The following is a 16273-nucleotide window of genomic DNA, read 5'->3' as shown; positions in this document are numbered from 1 at the left end:
ATGTTCTTCATTTAAAGTTTTCTATACAAATGATAGCGATCACAACTTGTAACGGAGGATGCCCCCTTCCTTATATAATTCCCAGTTATTATCGCTATTAGTTCATAGTTTAAGGTACTACATTCGAAATGTCAACGCTTTCATTATTAAAAGTATATTAGAACTTTATAATAGTATACTTTTATTTATTATATGACTGTGTTAACATGCTGTGCCACTGAAAACCGCCATACACTGGCGATGGTCTCTACCACCAGAAGCTTATAATAAAAAAAGCACAATAAAAAAACGACTAAAGATCAGTCGTTTTCCTGAAATTTACATTTTCAATCCAATATATCTCCGTTTAATCGTCTGATACGTGCTTCTTTAAACAAATAATAATATTTTGCTTTTTGAAGCTTATACTGAGCGCGCCATTCCGGTTGTTCATCGACGACCACCGGTTCAACTTTTTCATAAGAATCAAATTGTCTTTTCTGTTCCCTAATTAATTTCATTAACTTTTCATCGTACGCACGCTTTAATTTACTTGTTCTTTTAAATAATGGCATCCTGCACCTACATCTCTCTTCGACCTTCAACTGCTTTGAACAAAGTCACTTCATCTGCATATTCGATATCACTGCCGACAGATAAGCCGTGAGCAAGCCGCGTTACTTTGATCCCGGCCGGTTTGATCAAGCGTGATAAGTACATGGCCGTTGCTTCACCTTCTGCGGTAGCATTGGTCGCGATGATCACTTCTTTCACTTCATCTTTTTGAAGACGCTTGATCAAGACAGGAATATTGATATCCTCGGGTCCAGTTCCTTCAATTGGCGACAATACACCGTGTAAGACATGGTACAGGCCTTTAAATTCATGCATTTTTTCCATCGAAATGACATCTTTAGGCTGTTCGACAACCAGAATGGTTGACTGATCCCGGTTTTTGTCCTCGCAGATATCACACGGATCATTCTGGGTCATGTTTCCACAAATTGAGCAGTACTGTAAGTCTCTCTTCACGCTGATAAGTGCTTTTGCAAAACGAGTGACATCCTCTTCCTGCATATTGACCGTGTAAAATGCCAGGCGAGCAGCGGTTTTTTCACCGATTCCTGGCAGTTTCATATAACTTTCCATTAATTGTGCGATCGGTTCTGGATAATGCATGGCCGTTTCCTTTCTAACGTAAAGCCTCAAACTGAATCGAGGTCTCCACTCTTTTACTCAGGTATTACATTCCGGGTAGTCCCATACCCTTAGAATATTTACCCATCACTTCTGCTGTTTCTGAATCTATTTTTTCTAAAGCGTCATTTACAGCCAGTAACACTAAATCCTCGATGATTTCAACATCTTCAGGATCAACGATTTCTTCTTTGATCGAGACATTTTTACATTTTTTGTCTCCCGTAAAGGTAACCGTTACGAGGTCGCTATTCGCTGTCCCTGTGAATTCTTTTACATTTAATGTCGCTTGAGCGCTTTCCATGTCTTTCTGCATTTTCTGCATTTTTTTCATCATACCTTGCATATCTCCCATTCCGCGCATGTTTAATCTTCCTTCCAAATTTTAGTCGTGAATTTCCACGTTTTCTTCCCCAAACAGATTGACTGCCTCGCTTACAACAGCATCCATTTCTTCTGCCTCTTTCGTTACTTCCTCTTCTTCCGGCTCGCTGGTTTCATCATTATCAGGACCACTCTTCATCTGGTCAATATACGCTTGTCGGACCTCCAGCCATTTACCAGACGGGACGGTTGCTAATTCAGCCCGGCGTCCGATCACTTTTTCCAGATAATCCCCGACCGCATCGATCAGGAACGTATCACTTGCCGCTCTTTCACATAGAATATCATAATCAAACGTGACAACCAACCCTTGTGGACTCGCTGCCACAGGTTTTGAGGTATTCATTATGGCTTTTTGGCTCGTTGACAAGGCATTGATCAAGTCCGCCCAGACGTCTTTTAATTTAGCGAGATCATTTCGGGTGGCGTGTTCAAGTATCTCAAAGACTTGATGGGTGTTTACTTTAAAGGCTGTTTGTCCCGCCTTTTTCCGTGTGGTCGAGCGTTTGGGTGCTGCATTTCCCTCGGTATTAGACGGGGCCTGCTGCATTTGCTCAATAGCTTTTTGCATCTGACCCAGTTTGTTTTTAAGCGACCGGATCTCTTGACTGTCACTCGTATCTTTTTGAACCGTCGCTGCTGGTGAAACAGGGGCTGTCGAAACCTGTGTTAGGCGAACAGTCGCCACTTCTAAATACACTTCCGAATGGGTCGATGTCCGCATCTCTAATTGCGTTTGATTCATGATGCGAATCACGTTATATATTTTTTCCGGATCAGCCGCTTCGATGAGTTTATTGAAGCCTTCATCGACCTTGCTCATCTTAAGCAACGTATCTTCTTTTGTTTTTTGATAAATGAGTATGTCTCGAGAAAACAAGATCACATCTTCGACCAGGCGGTTTGCGTCTTTGCCTTCCTGCATCATCTGATGAAGTAAAGCCAGACCGGTTCCTGTGTCGTGATTCAATGCGGCTGTTAAGTAGTCGATCATCAATTCCTGCGTGATACTTCCAGTAATTCGTAATGTATCATCCAGATTAACTACGCCGTCTGAAAATGAAATGACCTGATCTAAAATACTTAGTGCATCACGCATCCCGCCTTCAGCTGCTTTGGCAATGCTCATTAAGGCATCCGGATCGAATTCGATGTGTTTTTCATTCAAAATATATGTCATCCGTTTGATCATATCTAGCGGTGAGATGCGTCTGAAGTCAAAACGCTGGGTTCTTGATATGATGGTTAAAGGAATTTTATGTGGTTCGGTCGTCGCCAGAATAAAAACGACATTCATTGGCGGTTCTTCTAAGGTTTTCAGCAGGGCATTGAATGCGCCCATGGACAACATATGCACTTCGTCAATAATATAAACTTTGTATTTCGCTTCGGTGGGTGCGTAATTTGCTTTTTCTCTGATGTCACGAATTTCTTCTACGCCATTGTTGCTGGCCGCATCGATTTCGATGACGTCACCAAGTTTCCCCTGGGTAATGGACTGACACAGATCACATTCGTTACATGGTTCGCCATCCACAGCATTCGGACAATTCATTGCTTTGGCAAATATTTTAGCGGCACTTGTTTTTCCTGTTCCTCTTGGGCCGGAGAATAAGTACGCATGACTCGTATTCCCATGACTCAATGCATTTCTTAACGTTCTGGTCACAGCTTCCTGTCCCGCAACATCTCCAAAACGCTGGGGTCTCCAGACGCGATATAAAGCTTGATAGCTCATGTTTCCCCTCTTTTCTTACAAAATCGGTCTCTATACTATTATAGGTGAATTCTCGTCTAATTGAAAAAGTTTTTTTAAAAGTTATCAAAAAAAAAGATGCCCTTATGATAAGGAACATCTCTATCTATGAATAGTTATAAATTATTCATGGCTATGTAATCACAGGACACACGGCGGAGCAATACTTAGTGCTGCTTCCTTCCGGACCTGACACGGTTCATATGCCCACCGTTGTCCCGCGGCCTCTCGGCACTTATTATAATAGCACACCTGGATAATTATTTCCAGAGGAAATTTAAATTGAACAGCTGACCCCTTTAATGGCGCGGATTACTCTCGAACTGCTTTTGGATGCGATAACTGGAATAATTAAAAAGACTGATATCAAAACAAATACCGTTGTCACACCTGATTCAGGTAAAAGATAGACAACACCTTGAAGAATCAGAAAGTAAAGAAGATAAAATCCGATACTTAAGGCCGGACACATAAAACGTTTCATTAAATTCACTCCTCGATTCATGATGCATTATACCAGAGGAGACATAGAATATCTAGTCGCTATCTTCCCATAAAGTTGTTCCCTCTTTGTATAATCTGGTCCTATCTGACACGTTTGAACCTGAGAAAAACACCGGTTCGTTTAGGCCGGACTGCTCCATTCACTCTGCTGCATTATTATCTATATAACCAAACTCAAAGCCAGAGATTTTTATATCTCTGGCTTTTCTATATCTCATCGAATTTTTTCTTATCATCACTAAAAAAACCTGTCACATCCCATTTCCATCTCTCAGAACGTTTCCTCATTTTACTTTGCATCAGCACAATACTGAACCATGTTCCGTACAATAAAAGCATGGCAATAAAAAATTTCAAGCCATTCAGCGCAAAATCAGAAAGGTTCATTTCTCTGGTAAATAACTTTAAAATAATCGGTGCAGCGGCGTAGGTGATAATGACACTAGATAAAATCAAGTAAATACTGTCTTTCAAAAAATCACCTAATGTGTAATGGTATTTTGTATCCATCAATCCAAAAATAATTAGTTCTATAAGAATAAATGCGACCACCACAAACGACATGACTATATAATTGAAGTTCTCTGAAAAGAGCAGAAATAAAACAGCGCTGGACGGTATAACAAAAAGTGCTTTGTATCTCTTTTTTTTATCTCGCTCAGTTAATTCATTGAATTTTAATATATCTCTCACCTCATTCTCATTATACACAGAACCCGTCTGTTTTACTAGTAAAAATACATAAACTGTAATCCTTCTCGAATCATACAATCTGACCGTTGAATAGCCCCCGTTATTCCTAGCGAGATTAACGTTTCCTTGAATAATTTATAAAGCAGTAGGCTTCGACTTGAACGTCGAAGCCTTTCTCTTTTAATGGTGCTATTTCAAACTAAGTGACAACTGGCAGGCTTTCTGGTTTGAGTGGTCACTTGAGAATGATTTAGTGACTGCTCATAAGCAATCCGAGTGACGGGTAAGCACTTGGGGCTCCCTTTAGTTACGACTCATCATTTACTTCTATCCGGGCGGTCACTAAGCAGGGGCTATAACTACTACTCGTATCTTACTTTTAAATAAGTGGTAACTAATGAGGGGCTATACTGACCGCTCCGTATCTTTTGTTTTTTGACTGGTCACTAATAGAGGGCATTGGTGTCAACTCTCGAAAGAGTTAGACCTGAGTAGTCACTAATCGATGACGTTAGTGCCCGCCCCCATGTTGGTGCTCGCTCAGTTGACACTTAAAAAAGCAAGACTGCCCACTCCGGAAAAAAAATCGCTGGGTTGGCACTTAACCGTCATTTCTATTATGCTTATTTTTTTTGAGTTGTTCTATATTTCAAATCATCCAGCCTGACCTATTTGAAATACCTTTATTATTTACCTTGAACATTACCTTTGATTTCATACGGATCAGCAGCACCGATCATCTAGCCGTTTCACTAAATAAGACCTGAAGTCAGAATTGAAATCAGACTTCAGGTCTTATTATTTATTAAGAATAAGGAGAGATCGGTTACACTAATACTGTTTCTTCAACTATCAGTTTTTTATCAATTGCTCTTTGACGCAGCCCTTCGTTGAGTTCCCATTATACGGCATTAACAGAATTAATAGTAACCGATATCATTAGCAGCATCCAATTAGCTTTTCTAAACCCTTCTATTAATGCAGCTTAAAGCATCCACAGACTATGGGATCAGCGAGCATACAAAAGCCCCCTAAGATTGAAGTCGCAAACTTAGGGGGCTTAATTATAATGATGATCCTGATCATTTAAACAGCTAATGAAGGTCAGGCTGTATTGTTTTGTTTCCTGGCTTTTCTGTTGCTCTGCATGATGCTCCATGAACGCTTGATGGTACCCAACAAGTTTGTGTCAGAGTAAATCAGGACGTTGGAACGATAGAACGCCAAGGATATGATCGACGTCACAAGGGCAAAACTGACCGTGCCAAATATGGATAGCCATATTCCCAGGGTAGAAACGGTCCCCGCCGCGATCCTAAACGGCATGACAAACGGCGTAAAGAGTGGGATATACGAGAACACAGCGACAAATGAATTGTCGGGTGCAGTTAATGCAAACATGCCTACATAGAAGCCAATCAACGCCATAAAGACGATCGGCGTGACCGCTTTATTCACATCTTCCATCTTAGTAGCTAAGGACCCGAAGAAAGCAGCCAGCACCACATACATCAGCACACCGGCAATAAAGAAGATCAGTGTATAGCCCATCAGTTCCTGCAGTATACTGGCTATATCCACTCCGCCAATAATATCCTGAATGAATTCAAAATCTCTGAAGTAGAGATAAGCAGCTCCCCCGACCAAAGCATAAATAGCTAACTGCGTTAAGAGGATCAGCATCACACCTGTCAGTTTGCCAAAGAAGTGATTCGTTGCACTGGCACTGGATAAAATGACTTCCATAATGCGCGTGCCCTTTTCGTTGGCAACTTCTTCAGCGATGATACCAGCGTATGTCATAATAAAGATCATGATGGCGATACTGACAAAGTAGGCACCGCCTTGTTGAATAAACTGATCGGCAAAATCTTCTTCAGAAAGCGTGCCTTCATCGATATTTACCAATCGATCCTCCAGCAGTGCTGGTTCTGAGAGAGCCATTACTGCTTCAGGTGCTAAGTCCAGCTGATCGGCTCTTAACATCGTTTGATAGTTCGATAAAGCCTCTTGTATTATTGGTGACTGATCAGATAATTCATTCGTGTGGACCAATTCTGCCCGGATCATTCCATCTGCGACCTCGGCTATAAGGTAGCCACCAATCGATTCGTCCAGTAACGCTTCTTCTGCTTCCTCTTCCGTCTCGATCTCCTCATTCACTTCGAGATTCCAAGCTTCGTTAGAAAAGAGTTGATCGATGCCTTCGTCTTCTGCTATAACGGCAATCGGTACATCTGGTGCCTGCTGTTCTTCCTGGGAGAAGTAATAAGTCAATCCTGCGATGAATGCCACTACAATAAGTGGCGACAGTACCATGATTAGAAAACCGAAAGATTTGATATTCTTTTTATATACTTCCTTTGTGATCACCCAATATTTATTCATTTTTTTCACCAGCCAATCGTTTAAAGATTTCTTCCAAGGTCGGCGGCTGTTGACTAAAGGTTGGAATATATCCATCTTTAGTCGCAGCATTGAAAATAGCTTTTCCGTCTTCTGTTTCAGTTAAGTACACAACATCGATGCCATCGTTTGTTTTCTCTACACTTTTGACACCGGGGAAAAGTTGCAATTCCTCAGGGGTCAAGTCTGATTCCAAAAAGAGCTTGGTCCGACCGAACTGTTGACGGATATCCCGGACTGTTCCGTTCAGGACCGGTTTGCCATCTTTCAGCATGATCAGGCTGTCACATAATTCTTCTATATTATTCATGTTGTGACTGGAGAAAATAATACATGCCCCGTTTGCCTGCGCTTCCCTGATCCCGTCTTCAAGCAGTTCCGCGTTTACCGGATCTAGTCCGCTGAATGGCTCGTCCAGAATGATCAGTTCCGGTTGATGAATCAGGGTAGAGATCAACTGTACTTTCTGCTGATTTCCTTTAGACAATGTTTTGACTTTATCTGTTTTCTTGCCTTTTACTTCAAATCGATCCAGCCACTGATCGATCAAGGGTTTGATCTCACTCTTTTTCTTGCCGCGCAACTGAGCAAAATAGAGAAGTTGGTTTTCGATAGAAACTTTTGGATACAGACCGCGTTCTTCAGGCAAGTAGCCTATTTTATCGAACGTCTTAGTCGTCAGATGACGCTCATTCCAGAACACATCTCCTTTATCCGGGGTGAGTAACTTCAATATGATCCGAAACGTCGTGGTCTTACCTGCACCGTTTTGACCGATCAGACCCATGATTTCACCCGGTTTGATGGTGAAATTCAAATCATCCACCGCCGTAAGCGACCCGAACGTTTTTCGTATGTCTTTTACTTCTAACATGTCTCTCCTTCTTTCCTTTTTTATGTATTGTTCTCTAGTTGCTACTGAAAACTTATGAACAGTTCTATTTTACGATATTCTACTTATGAATTCATCCGTCCAGAGAACCATTTTCAGGATAATCTTGATTTCCTTTTGCATCCGACGCTAAGATATATCTATTTCATTATAGATGTTTTGTAGTGAAATGAAAAGTTTGTTAATTATCTGTGATTTGCTACTTTATTGCTATTTTTTGAAATCCCATTCTCTTTCCCCTATACAAAAGAGGTCTAGACACATGGCCTAAACCTCTCATTATTATCCGTTAAAATCAAGAAAGGCATTAGCCTTCCATTATTTTTACATAAAACGTGCGTTGTCTCGGTCCGTCGAACTCTGTGAAGTAGACACTCTGCCAGGTACCGAAGATCACTTTCCCGTCATGGATGATCAACGACTCGCTGGCACCGATCAGAGAAGATTTCATATGACCATCAGAATTCCCTTCCATATGGACAAAATAATCATGCTTAGGAAACGTCTCGTCGAGTGCGCGCTTCAAATCCGTTTTGACATCCGGATCCGCATTTTCATTGATTGTGATTCCCGCTGTCGTATGTGGGCAATAAACGAGCATCATGCCTTCGCGTACGCCACTTTCTTTCAGGGCTTCATTCAGATATGAGTCCAGTTGTTTAAATTCTTGTTTATCTTGCGTCGACAGGCTGAATTTTCTTAAATAACTCACAAAATCCCCTCCTCTGCTTATACCCTAACTGAAGAAATCATTTGCTTCAAGAGAAATGATTGAGATGTATACCTTGAAGCAGCATTAAACTTTTTCTATCCATCCTTCTGGTGCTTCGACATCCCCGAACTGTATACCAACCAACTCTTTATAGAGCTGCAGTGTTATGGGACCCACTTCATCTTCAGAATAGAACACATGGAAATCGTCTCCTACTTGCAATCCTCCGATCGGCGCAATTACCGCAGCTGTGCCGCATGCTCCTGCCTCTTTGAACTGGTCAAGTGCGTCTACATAGACATCCTCTTCTTTCACAGTTAAGCCCAGACGATTTTCAGCTAGCCACATAAGTGATCGCTTTGTAATACTATTAAGTATAGAAGGCGACTTAGGTGTGATAAATTCATTGTCCTGCGTGATACCAAAGAAATTGGCTGCGCCGACTTCTTCGATTTTAGTTTGAGTAGCCGGATCTAAATAAACCGCATCACTAAACTGACGGTCTTTGGCTTCTTTACCCGGAAGCAGACTTGCGGCGTAGTTTCCGCCTACTTTCGCTGCCCCAGTTCCTCTCGGTGCCGCACGGTCATACGAGCTGACTAAAAAGTTTGACGGTTTGAGTCCACCTTTAAAATACGAACCGACTGGTATGACAAAAATCGAAAAGATATATTCATCTGCAGCTTTTATACCAATATTATCTCCTACACCGATCACAAATGGACGAATATATAAAGAACTATTGGATCCATAAGGCGGAATCCAGTCTTCATTGGCTTTGACAACTTGTTTCACTGCTTCTACAAAATCATCTTCCGGATAATTCGGCATAAGTAAACGTGAACAACTCTGGTTCATCCGTTTGGCATTTTCATAGGGTCTGAAGAGATTGATCGAGCCATCTTTTGTGCGGTAGGCTTTCATCCCTTCAAAACACTGCTGCCCATAGTGTAAAGCCGGAGAACCTTCAGAAATATGCAGCTTGTTATCCGTAGTTAAGGCCCCCTCGTCCCATTGACCTTCTTTATAATGTGAGATGAACCGGTAATCTGTCTTGATATAAGAAAAACCTAAATTTTCCCAATCTAAATTTTTTTCATCTTTTTTATTTAACATTCTACTTTTCCCCACTCTTTTCCAAAATTTTTCTTCCTTCTCTATTATACCAAAAACGAAAATAATTCGTCGTTGTCTTTCATAGCATTAAACTATTCCTACATATTATGATAAACTAAAACAAACACAATCTAAAGGATGATAAGTATGAAAATAGGTTTCATTGGTTTCGGAAATATGGCAAAGGCTATTGCCAAGGGCTTAATTGACAATAATGTCTTGGAAAGAGAAAATATTTATTTTTCCACTCGGTCAAAAGAATCACGTCTGGCTATCGAAACAGAATGGTCAATAAATGCTTTAGAGTCCAATCAGGCGGTCATCGATCACTCAGATATCATTATACTGGCGGTAAAACCTCACCAAATGGATGATGTATTAACCGGATTGGATTTCACTTCTGACGTGCTGCTTTTATCCATTGTTGCCGGTTACTCGAGTGAACAATTAAACCGTTATATCTCACCGCAGCATTACATTCGAACCATGCCTAATTTAAATGCGCAAGTGAATGCTTCTATGACCGCACTTGTTGAAAATAATCAAGTGACCGAAGCAGATATGGGAAAAGCCAAGACGATCTTTTCCGCTGTAGGCGAAATTGTTGTCATTCCAGAGGAGCAGTTAGGCATCTTTATTGCTTTAGCAGGAAGCTCTCCAGCTCTCGTCTTTCTATTCATCGACACATTGGCGCGCACGGCTGTTAAACACGGTATGCCCAAAGCTAAAGCAACTAAAATCGCAGCTCAAGCCGTTTTAGGCAGCGGGAAGACGGTCAAAGAGTCCGCTGACTCACCGTGGAACTTGATCGATCAGGTTTCTTCACCTGGAGGAATCACCGTAGAGGCTGTGCTAAGTTTACTTGAGACTGACTTTTCCTCTTCCATAATCAAGGCAGTCGACACCATGATCGAAAAAAATGAAGAAATGACCAACAGAAACACGAATTGAAATAAAAGACCACGCCTCCAGTTTACTTTGAGGTGTGGTCTTTTTAATGGTCCGGTTAGTTATTTTTCTTTTTCTCTTCTCTCAACTCTCTAAAAAAAGTCGTCAGTAGTAAACGACACTCCTCTTCCATCACTCCGCTGTGCACCTCACATTGATGATTCAGCCGCTCATCTTCTAAAACGGTCATCAATGTTCTGACTGCACCGCCTTTAGGATCGCTGGGGCCATAATAGATGCTCTTTAAGCGCGCCAGTACGATCGCTCCGCTGCACATCACACAGGGCTCTAAGGTCACGAACAAATGACAGTTTTCAAGACGCCAATTCCCCAGCTTTCTGTTTGCTTCTTGTATCGCAATCATTTCGGCATGGGTAGTTGCATTTTGTGAAGATTCTCTCTGGTTATGCCCTCTTCCAATGACCGCTCCATCTTTGACGATGACCGCTCCGATCGGTACCTCTCCGATTTCCCCAGCTTTTTTTGCTTCTTTCAAAGCCTCATTCATCCATTTTTCTATCTCTTCTTGAGTGAATTCTGACATATTTAATCGCTCCATCTTCAAACTTTCTTCTATCACCGTTTGTTTCTAAAAATACGAATCAGTGGTAAAATAAGGATAGCATAATTAAGGAGGAAATACATTGGATTTTTCCAAGTTAAAAAAACTCTATCCTGCAGCCACATTAAGTAAACACCCCTTTGTAGAAGAGGATACCCTCCGTATTCCTTATAAAAACCAATGGATCCATATTCCTAAACGGTCTTTAGATGAGAAAGAAATCACCCTGCTTAATCTTTTAAAAGAAGAGGTTCAACCGTCTACTTTCCCTTCATCTCATTCAAAATGGTTTAATTATATTGAAGGAAACAGAGAATCCCCTCCACAAACCAGCCATCCGGTTCGTTTGATTCAACTGGTACTGGATAAAATGGACGATCAATTTGATTATTCCATTTGGATAGATTCCATTACTCATTTATTTGAGCCGGTCCTGGATGTGTTTTTTATAACTCGAGAAACGTGTTTTATCGTTCAGGATAATACCGCCCAACCTCTAGATCAGCAAGAAATATACGGGATGTTAAAAACACTGGAAGATGATTTCTCCATTCGTACCAATGCGTATATCGGGCAATTCTGGCAGCCTGATCATTCGCTGAAAAATGTCTTTAAAGAGGAACAGCGTATCTTTCAGGAAGAAGCTTTTCACCTACACGACCGCATCTGTTCTCTGCCCGATGTAGCTTTAAGATATTTTACGAAAGAAGCCATGTTTCGCAGTGTGGTGATGCAGGAACTGAAAAAGCAAATCGATGAACAAGCAGAATGGAAAGAGTTGATCGTCGCTCTCTGGGAAAGCCAGGGCAATATAAGTGTCGCCGCTAAACATCTTTTCATTCACAGGAACACCCTGCAATACCGTATGGACCGCTTTTACGAAGCGACCGGCTTATCTTTAAAAAATATGAACGAATTACTTTTGTGTTACTTACTCGTTTTATGATCATATAAGCAAAAAAAAGGAGACTCCGCGGAGTCTCTTTTTAAGTATTATTATCTAAATTTTTTCATTGTTTTTTTGGTCATTTTTGTCTTATTATGCATAAAACCTTTTAAATCGTCCGTCATATCTGAAAATTTATCTTCTAATTCTTTCACCTTATCTACCGTACCTAGTAATGTATTTATTTCGTCATCTGATAACTTGTCCACGAGCTTTTTCGCTTTTTTGTTTCCGTGGAACTTGCTACCCACATAATATTTCGCTTTATAACGATTGAGCGCTGATTTTGTCTTGGCCCTTGCTGAATCCGAGGTGAAAAAGAAAGTGCATAAGCCTACCAGAAACGCTACACCTACCCCTATTAAAATGTCTTTTTGGTTGTCATCTGGCTTTTGATCATGATTCATACTATCTCCGTCCTTTCGTCTATTGATTGTATTCATCTTATCAAAAACGTAGGCATAATACCAAAGATAACTATCAGCAAACGTTTTTCCAAAAATGACAAAAGAATGAGCCTTTGACACAGCCAGCTGTCTTTATACTTCAAAAGCTCATTCTTATTACTGATAGTCACTTACATTGATAATCTATCTGACTACTTATTCATTACTATTTATTTTTTGTTAATTTTTTTTTCTTACTACTCACAGATTCTCTTATCTTGAGCGTGATTTCTCCTTTTGATGCGCCAATGGTGATCTTATCTCCTAGACTTATTTCTCCTGCTAACAGCGCTTCACTCAACCGGTCTTCAATTTTATTTTGAATGGCTCGTTTAAGCGGGCGGGCGCCGTATTCCGGATCGAACCCAGCATCAGCAATCACATCCATAGCTGCTCTGCTTATTTTCAACTCTATCCCCAGTTCATCCATGCGATTAATGATATTCTTCGTCAATAATTGAACGATTTCTCTTAATTCGTCTTTTTTAAGTGATTGGAAAACGATTGTATCGTCGACACGATTCAAGAATTCAGGACGGAAAGCATTTTTCAGTTCTTCGCGAATCCGTTTTTCCATAGCATCATGGTCGAAGCGTTTGTCAACTGCGCCAAATCCAACTGATTTCTCATCACGTAAGGCTGTCGCACCTAAATTTGACGTCATGATCAGAATGGTGTTTTTAAAATCTACTTTTCGCCCTTTGCCATCCGTGAGTAAGCCATCATCCAGTACTTGAAGTAAAATATTAAAGACATCAGGATGAGCTTTTTCTACTTCATCAAGCAAAATCACAGAGTATGGCTTCTGACGGATTTTCTCAGTTAACTGTCCGCCTTCCTCATAGCCGACATAACCAGGAGGTGCACCGACCAAACGACTGGTAGTATATTTTTCCATATATTCAGACATGTCTACGCGAATAAGCGCTTCTTCGCTCCCAAACATGGCTTCAGCTAGCGCCTTAGCTAATTCTGTTTTACCGACACCCGTCGGGCCCAGGAACATGAATGAACCGATTGGACGATTGGGATCTTTCAAGCCACTACGAGCACGTCTGATTGCTTTAGATACAGCAACGACTGCTTCTTCTTGACCTACAACACGCTCATGCAGGACTTTTTCAAGCTGCAGGAGACGCTCGCTCTCTTTTTGTTCCATTTGGTTAACCGGTATCCCAGTCCACTGTGAAACGACTTCAGCGATATCTGATGCGTTAACCTCCAAGCGGTCACCATCAGATTTCTCACCTTGTCTGATGATTTTTTCCAGTTTTTTACGCTGACGCGCTTCTTTTTCTCTAATCAAGGCGGCGCGTTCAAAATCCTGTGATTGAATAGCCTCTTCTTTTCTTTTAATTAAATCTTCCAGCATTTCAGTTGCTTTCGATAACGGTGTCGGGGTATCGCTTTGGTCCATTCTTACTTTTGAAGCAGACTCGTCCATCAAATCAATGGCCTTGTCTGGTAATTGTCTGGAAGTAATATAACGCACTGAATAGTGGACAGCAGCCCTTATGGCATCATCAGTGATGGAGACACCATGATGATCTTCATAGCGTTTTCTTAAACCAAACAAGATTTCTTCCGCTTCTATTTCAGTAGGCGGATCAACATGAACGGATGCAAATCGTCTTTCCAAAGCCGCATCTTTTTCAATGTGTTTTTGATATTCATCTAAGGTAGTCGCACCAATTGTCTGTAACTCGCCACGGGCTAAAGCAGGTTTCAATATATTGGAAGCATCGATCGCTCCTTCAGCTCCACCTGCACCAATAAGTGTATGCAACTCATCAATAAACAAGATAACATTTCCATCATGATAAATTTCATCAATTATTTTTTTCATACGCTCTTCGAATTCGCCACGGTACTTCGTGCCAGCAACGAGTGAGCCCATATCGAGTGTCATCAGTCGTTTATCTATTAGGGCAGGTGGCACTTCCCCTGCAATGATTTTTTGAGCTAATCCTTCGGCAATAGCTGTTTTACCCACACCTGGTTCCCCTACAAGCACGGGATTATTTTTCGTCCGACGGCTTAATATCTGAATGATGCGTCTAACTTCTTTGTTTCTGCCTACAATAGGATCCAATCGATCTTCACGTGCTTGCTGCGTTAAATCACGTGCTAACGAGTCTAACGTAGGTGTACCACTAGTCTCCTGGTTTGATTTAACAGGACGTCTTCCGCCCATTTTACTTCTTGAGCTTTTTTGTTGCGCACCGAGTTTTTTAAGAACCAATTGTCTCGCCTTAGCTAAATTAATATCGAGATTATTCAGTATCTTAGCTGAAAGAATGTCTTCGTCCCGCAATAACCCTAATAATAGGTGCTCTGTTCCCACAAGAGGCCTTTTCATCCGTCGCGCTTCATCCGTCGCATATTTTATGATCTGTCTCGCTCTTGGTGAATAAGGAAGGATAGCATGTTTTGGTACAGGTTCAGTTGTTCCATAACTGGCAAAATGTTCTATTTCATCTTTTACATCCTGTTCTGTTATATTCAGCTCTCTTAACGTCATGCCTGCAATACCTTCATCTTCAATAACTAAGCCTAATAAAAGATGTTCAGTTCCTACTGTGCGATGGCGGAAGTTTTTTGCTTCTTCTTGTGCTATGAGTAGGGCTTTTTTAGCTTTATCTGTAAATAATTCATTCATATTTGTTAGTCCGCCTTTCTATTATTGGGCTCTTCATAACGTAATTCAGCGAGCATGGAGCGTAGTAAATTAGCTCGAACTCGATTGTCAATTACCTGATCGCCCGTATAAAGTGACTTATCCATTGCCACTATCATTAATTTAGCTTCACGTTTACTAATAATTTCATCATCATAAAATTTCTGAACAACAGATTTGGCATCTCTTTCAGAAATATCATTACCAATAACTGCAATCATTGTATTGAGCATATCTGACTCATCTAATACTTGCACTTTAATAATGCGGATATATCCGCCGCCACCACGTTTACTTTCCACAAGGTATCCCTTTTGGATCGTGAAGCGTGTATTGATGACATAATTGATTTGTGAGGGTACACAATCAAATAATTCTGCTATCTCATTCCGTCTAATTTCTACTTGCTCTTTTTGATTTAACACTTTTTTAAGATAGGCTTCAATGATATCTGTCATATTTTTATTATCCATCATGATTACTTTAAGAGTTAAACTTGAAAAGATCTTTATAAATGCAAAACCAATCAAGTACTCTCTCTGTTCCCTCCTTTACATTTGACTCTTTTGAGGAACGATATTAGTTTGACTATTTCTGACTAATAATAATTATAACAATAAATAATCTAAATTAAAAGAGAGAAGACATCCGAGTTTGAAGAGTTTTGGATATAACAAAAAAGTGATCTCAGATTTTATCTAAGATCACTTTTCACCTATTTTAATTCAACGCGCCCTAAAGGACTTGAACCTTCAACCGCCTGATTCGAAGTCAGGTGCTCTATCCAATTGAGCTAAGGGCGCATTAGATAGATAAAGTTAACAGTTAAGAATGAGCCGTGCAGGATTCGAACCTGCGACCCTCTGATTAAAAGTCAGATGCTCTACCAACTGAGCTAACGGCTCGAAACAAAATGGAGGTTAACGGGCTCGAACCGCACATGGATCATTGATGATGGACACGGACAAACCGCTACCTGTTCCTTTACCGTAACGGTCGAGGATAACCAGGACCCGACTATCTCATGCCTCACCAATCAGACCCTTGATACCGAT

At 40.8% G+C, this 16273-nt stretch carries 16 protein-coding genes, 2 tRNA genes and 1 other RNA gene; 2 read left to right on the top strand and 17 right to left on the bottom strand.

Features of this window, described 5'->3' with window-relative positions; all coding sequences use genetic code 11:
* Positions 1–326: 326 nt before the first annotated feature.
* The 11 genes from R6U02_RS04600 to R6U02_RS04550 all read right to left on the bottom strand — a co-directional run bounded on the left by R6U02_RS04600 (position 327) and on the right by R6U02_RS04550 (position 9639).
* Complete coding sequence (locus tag R6U02_RS04600; RefSeq protein ID WP_410262460.1) at positions 327–554, bottom strand: YaaL family protein; 228 nt, start codon at positions 552–554, stop codon at positions 327–329.
* 7 nt (positions 555–561) lie between these two features.
* The gene (gene recR, locus R6U02_RS04595) at positions 562–1158 is read right to left on the bottom strand and encodes a recombination mediator RecR (protein ID WP_410262459.1); all 597 of its coding nucleotides are present in this window, start codon (positions 1156–1158) and stop codon (positions 562–564) included.
* A gap of 64 nt (positions 1159–1222) precedes the next feature.
* A complete protein-coding gene (locus tag R6U02_RS04590; RefSeq protein ID WP_410262458.1) occupies positions 1223–1540 on the bottom strand; it encodes a YbaB/EbfC family nucleoid-associated protein in 318 nt (105 codons plus the stop codon).
* Between the two features lie 21 nt (positions 1541–1561).
* Positions 1562–3298 carry a DNA polymerase III subunit gamma/tau gene (gene dnaX, locus R6U02_RS04585; protein ID WP_410262457.1) on the bottom strand — a complete coding sequence of 579 codons (1737 nt, stop codon included), beginning with the start codon at positions 3296–3298 and terminating at the stop codon, positions 1562–1564.
* Positions 3299–3452: 154 nt separating this feature from the next.
* An RNA gene (gene ffs, locus R6U02_RS04580) (signal recognition particle sRNA small type) lies at positions 3453–3542 on the bottom strand.
* A gap of 51 nt (positions 3543–3593) precedes the next feature.
* Complete coding sequence (locus tag R6U02_RS04575) at positions 3594–3800, bottom strand: hypothetical protein (RefSeq protein ID WP_410262456.1); 207 nt, start codon at positions 3798–3800, stop codon at positions 3594–3596.
* Between the two features lie 227 nt (positions 3801–4027).
* Complete coding sequence (locus R6U02_RS04570) at positions 4028–4513, bottom strand: hypothetical protein (RefSeq protein ID WP_410262455.1); 486 nt, start codon at positions 4511–4513, stop codon at positions 4028–4030.
* A 1104-nt stretch (positions 4514–5617) separates the two neighbouring features.
* Positions 5618–6901 carry an ABC transporter permease gene (locus R6U02_RS04565; RefSeq protein WP_410262454.1) on the bottom strand — a complete coding sequence of 428 codons (1284 nt, stop codon included), beginning with the start codon at positions 6899–6901 and terminating at the stop codon, positions 5618–5620.
* Positions 6894–7793 carry an ABC transporter ATP-binding protein gene (locus R6U02_RS04560; RefSeq protein ID WP_410262453.1) on the bottom strand — a complete coding sequence of 300 codons (900 nt, stop codon included), beginning with the start codon at positions 7791–7793 and terminating at the stop codon, positions 6894–6896. Before R6U02_RS04560 ends, R6U02_RS04565 begins: the two co-directional genes overlap by 8 nt.
* A gap of 325 nt (positions 7794–8118) precedes the next feature.
* Positions 8119–8523, bottom strand: coding sequence for a secondary thiamine-phosphate synthase enzyme YjbQ (locus tag R6U02_RS04555; protein WP_410262452.1), 405 nt, complete (start codon positions 8521–8523; stop codon positions 8119–8121).
* Between the two features lie 84 nt (positions 8524–8607).
* Entirely contained in the window at positions 8608–9639 is a 1032-nt protein-coding gene (locus tag R6U02_RS04550; RefSeq protein ID WP_410262451.1) for a branched-chain amino acid aminotransferase, read from the bottom strand.
* Between the two features lie 147 nt (positions 9640–9786).
* On the opposite strand from R6U02_RS04550, the gene proC reads away from it, so the two are divergent.
* A complete protein-coding gene (gene proC, locus R6U02_RS04545) occupies positions 9787–10590 on the top strand; it encodes a pyrroline-5-carboxylate reductase (protein ID WP_410262450.1) in 804 nt (267 codons plus the stop codon).
* Positions 10591–10645: 55 nt separating this feature from the next.
* On the opposite strand, the gene tadA is transcribed toward proC, so the two are convergent.
* Positions 10646–11131, bottom strand: a complete 486-nt coding sequence (gene tadA, locus R6U02_RS04540) for a tRNA adenosine(34) deaminase TadA (protein WP_410262449.1) — start codon at positions 11129–11131, stop codon at positions 10646–10648.
* Between the two features lie 100 nt (positions 11132–11231).
* Here tadA and R6U02_RS04535 point away from each other — a divergent pair, with 100 nt between their 5' ends.
* A complete protein-coding gene (locus R6U02_RS04535; RefSeq protein ID WP_410262448.1) occupies positions 11232–12095 on the top strand; it encodes a helix-turn-helix domain-containing protein in 864 nt (287 codons plus the stop codon).
* Between the two features lie 50 nt (positions 12096–12145).
* On the opposite strand, the gene R6U02_RS04530 is transcribed toward R6U02_RS04535, so the two are convergent.
* From R6U02_RS04530 to R6U02_RS04510, 5 genes are all read right to left on the bottom strand, one after another.
* Positions 12146–12502, bottom strand: coding sequence for a hypothetical protein (locus tag R6U02_RS04530; RefSeq protein ID WP_410262447.1), 357 nt, complete (start codon positions 12500–12502; stop codon positions 12146–12148).
* Positions 12503–12707: 205 nt separating this feature from the next.
* Positions 12708–15200 carry an ATP-dependent Clp protease ATP-binding subunit gene (locus R6U02_RS04525; protein WP_410262446.1) on the bottom strand — a complete coding sequence of 831 codons (2493 nt, stop codon included), beginning with the start codon at positions 15198–15200 and terminating at the stop codon, positions 12708–12710.
* Positions 15201–15205: 5 nt separating this feature from the next.
* On the bottom strand, positions 15206–15691 hold the full coding sequence (locus R6U02_RS04520; RefSeq protein WP_410262469.1) for a CtsR family transcriptional regulator: 486 nt from the start codon (positions 15689–15691) through the stop codon (positions 15206–15208).
* 256 nt (positions 15692–15947) lie between these two features.
* Positions 15948–16021 (bottom strand) — tRNA-Arg (locus tag R6U02_RS04515).
* Between the two features lie 29 nt (positions 16022–16050).
* Positions 16051–16123, bottom strand: a tRNA-Lys gene (locus tag R6U02_RS04510).
* Positions 16124–16273 lie beyond the last annotated feature (150 nt).

The sequence above is a fragment of the Alkalibacterium sp. genome (genome assembly GCF_046484155.1).
In the GTDB taxonomy this organism is placed as follows: domain Bacteria; phylum Bacillota; class Bacilli; order Lactobacillales; family Carnobacteriaceae_A; genus Alkalibacterium.
Note: the sequence above shows the minus strand (reverse complement) of the source record. Positions and strands in the feature narration are given on the sequence as shown.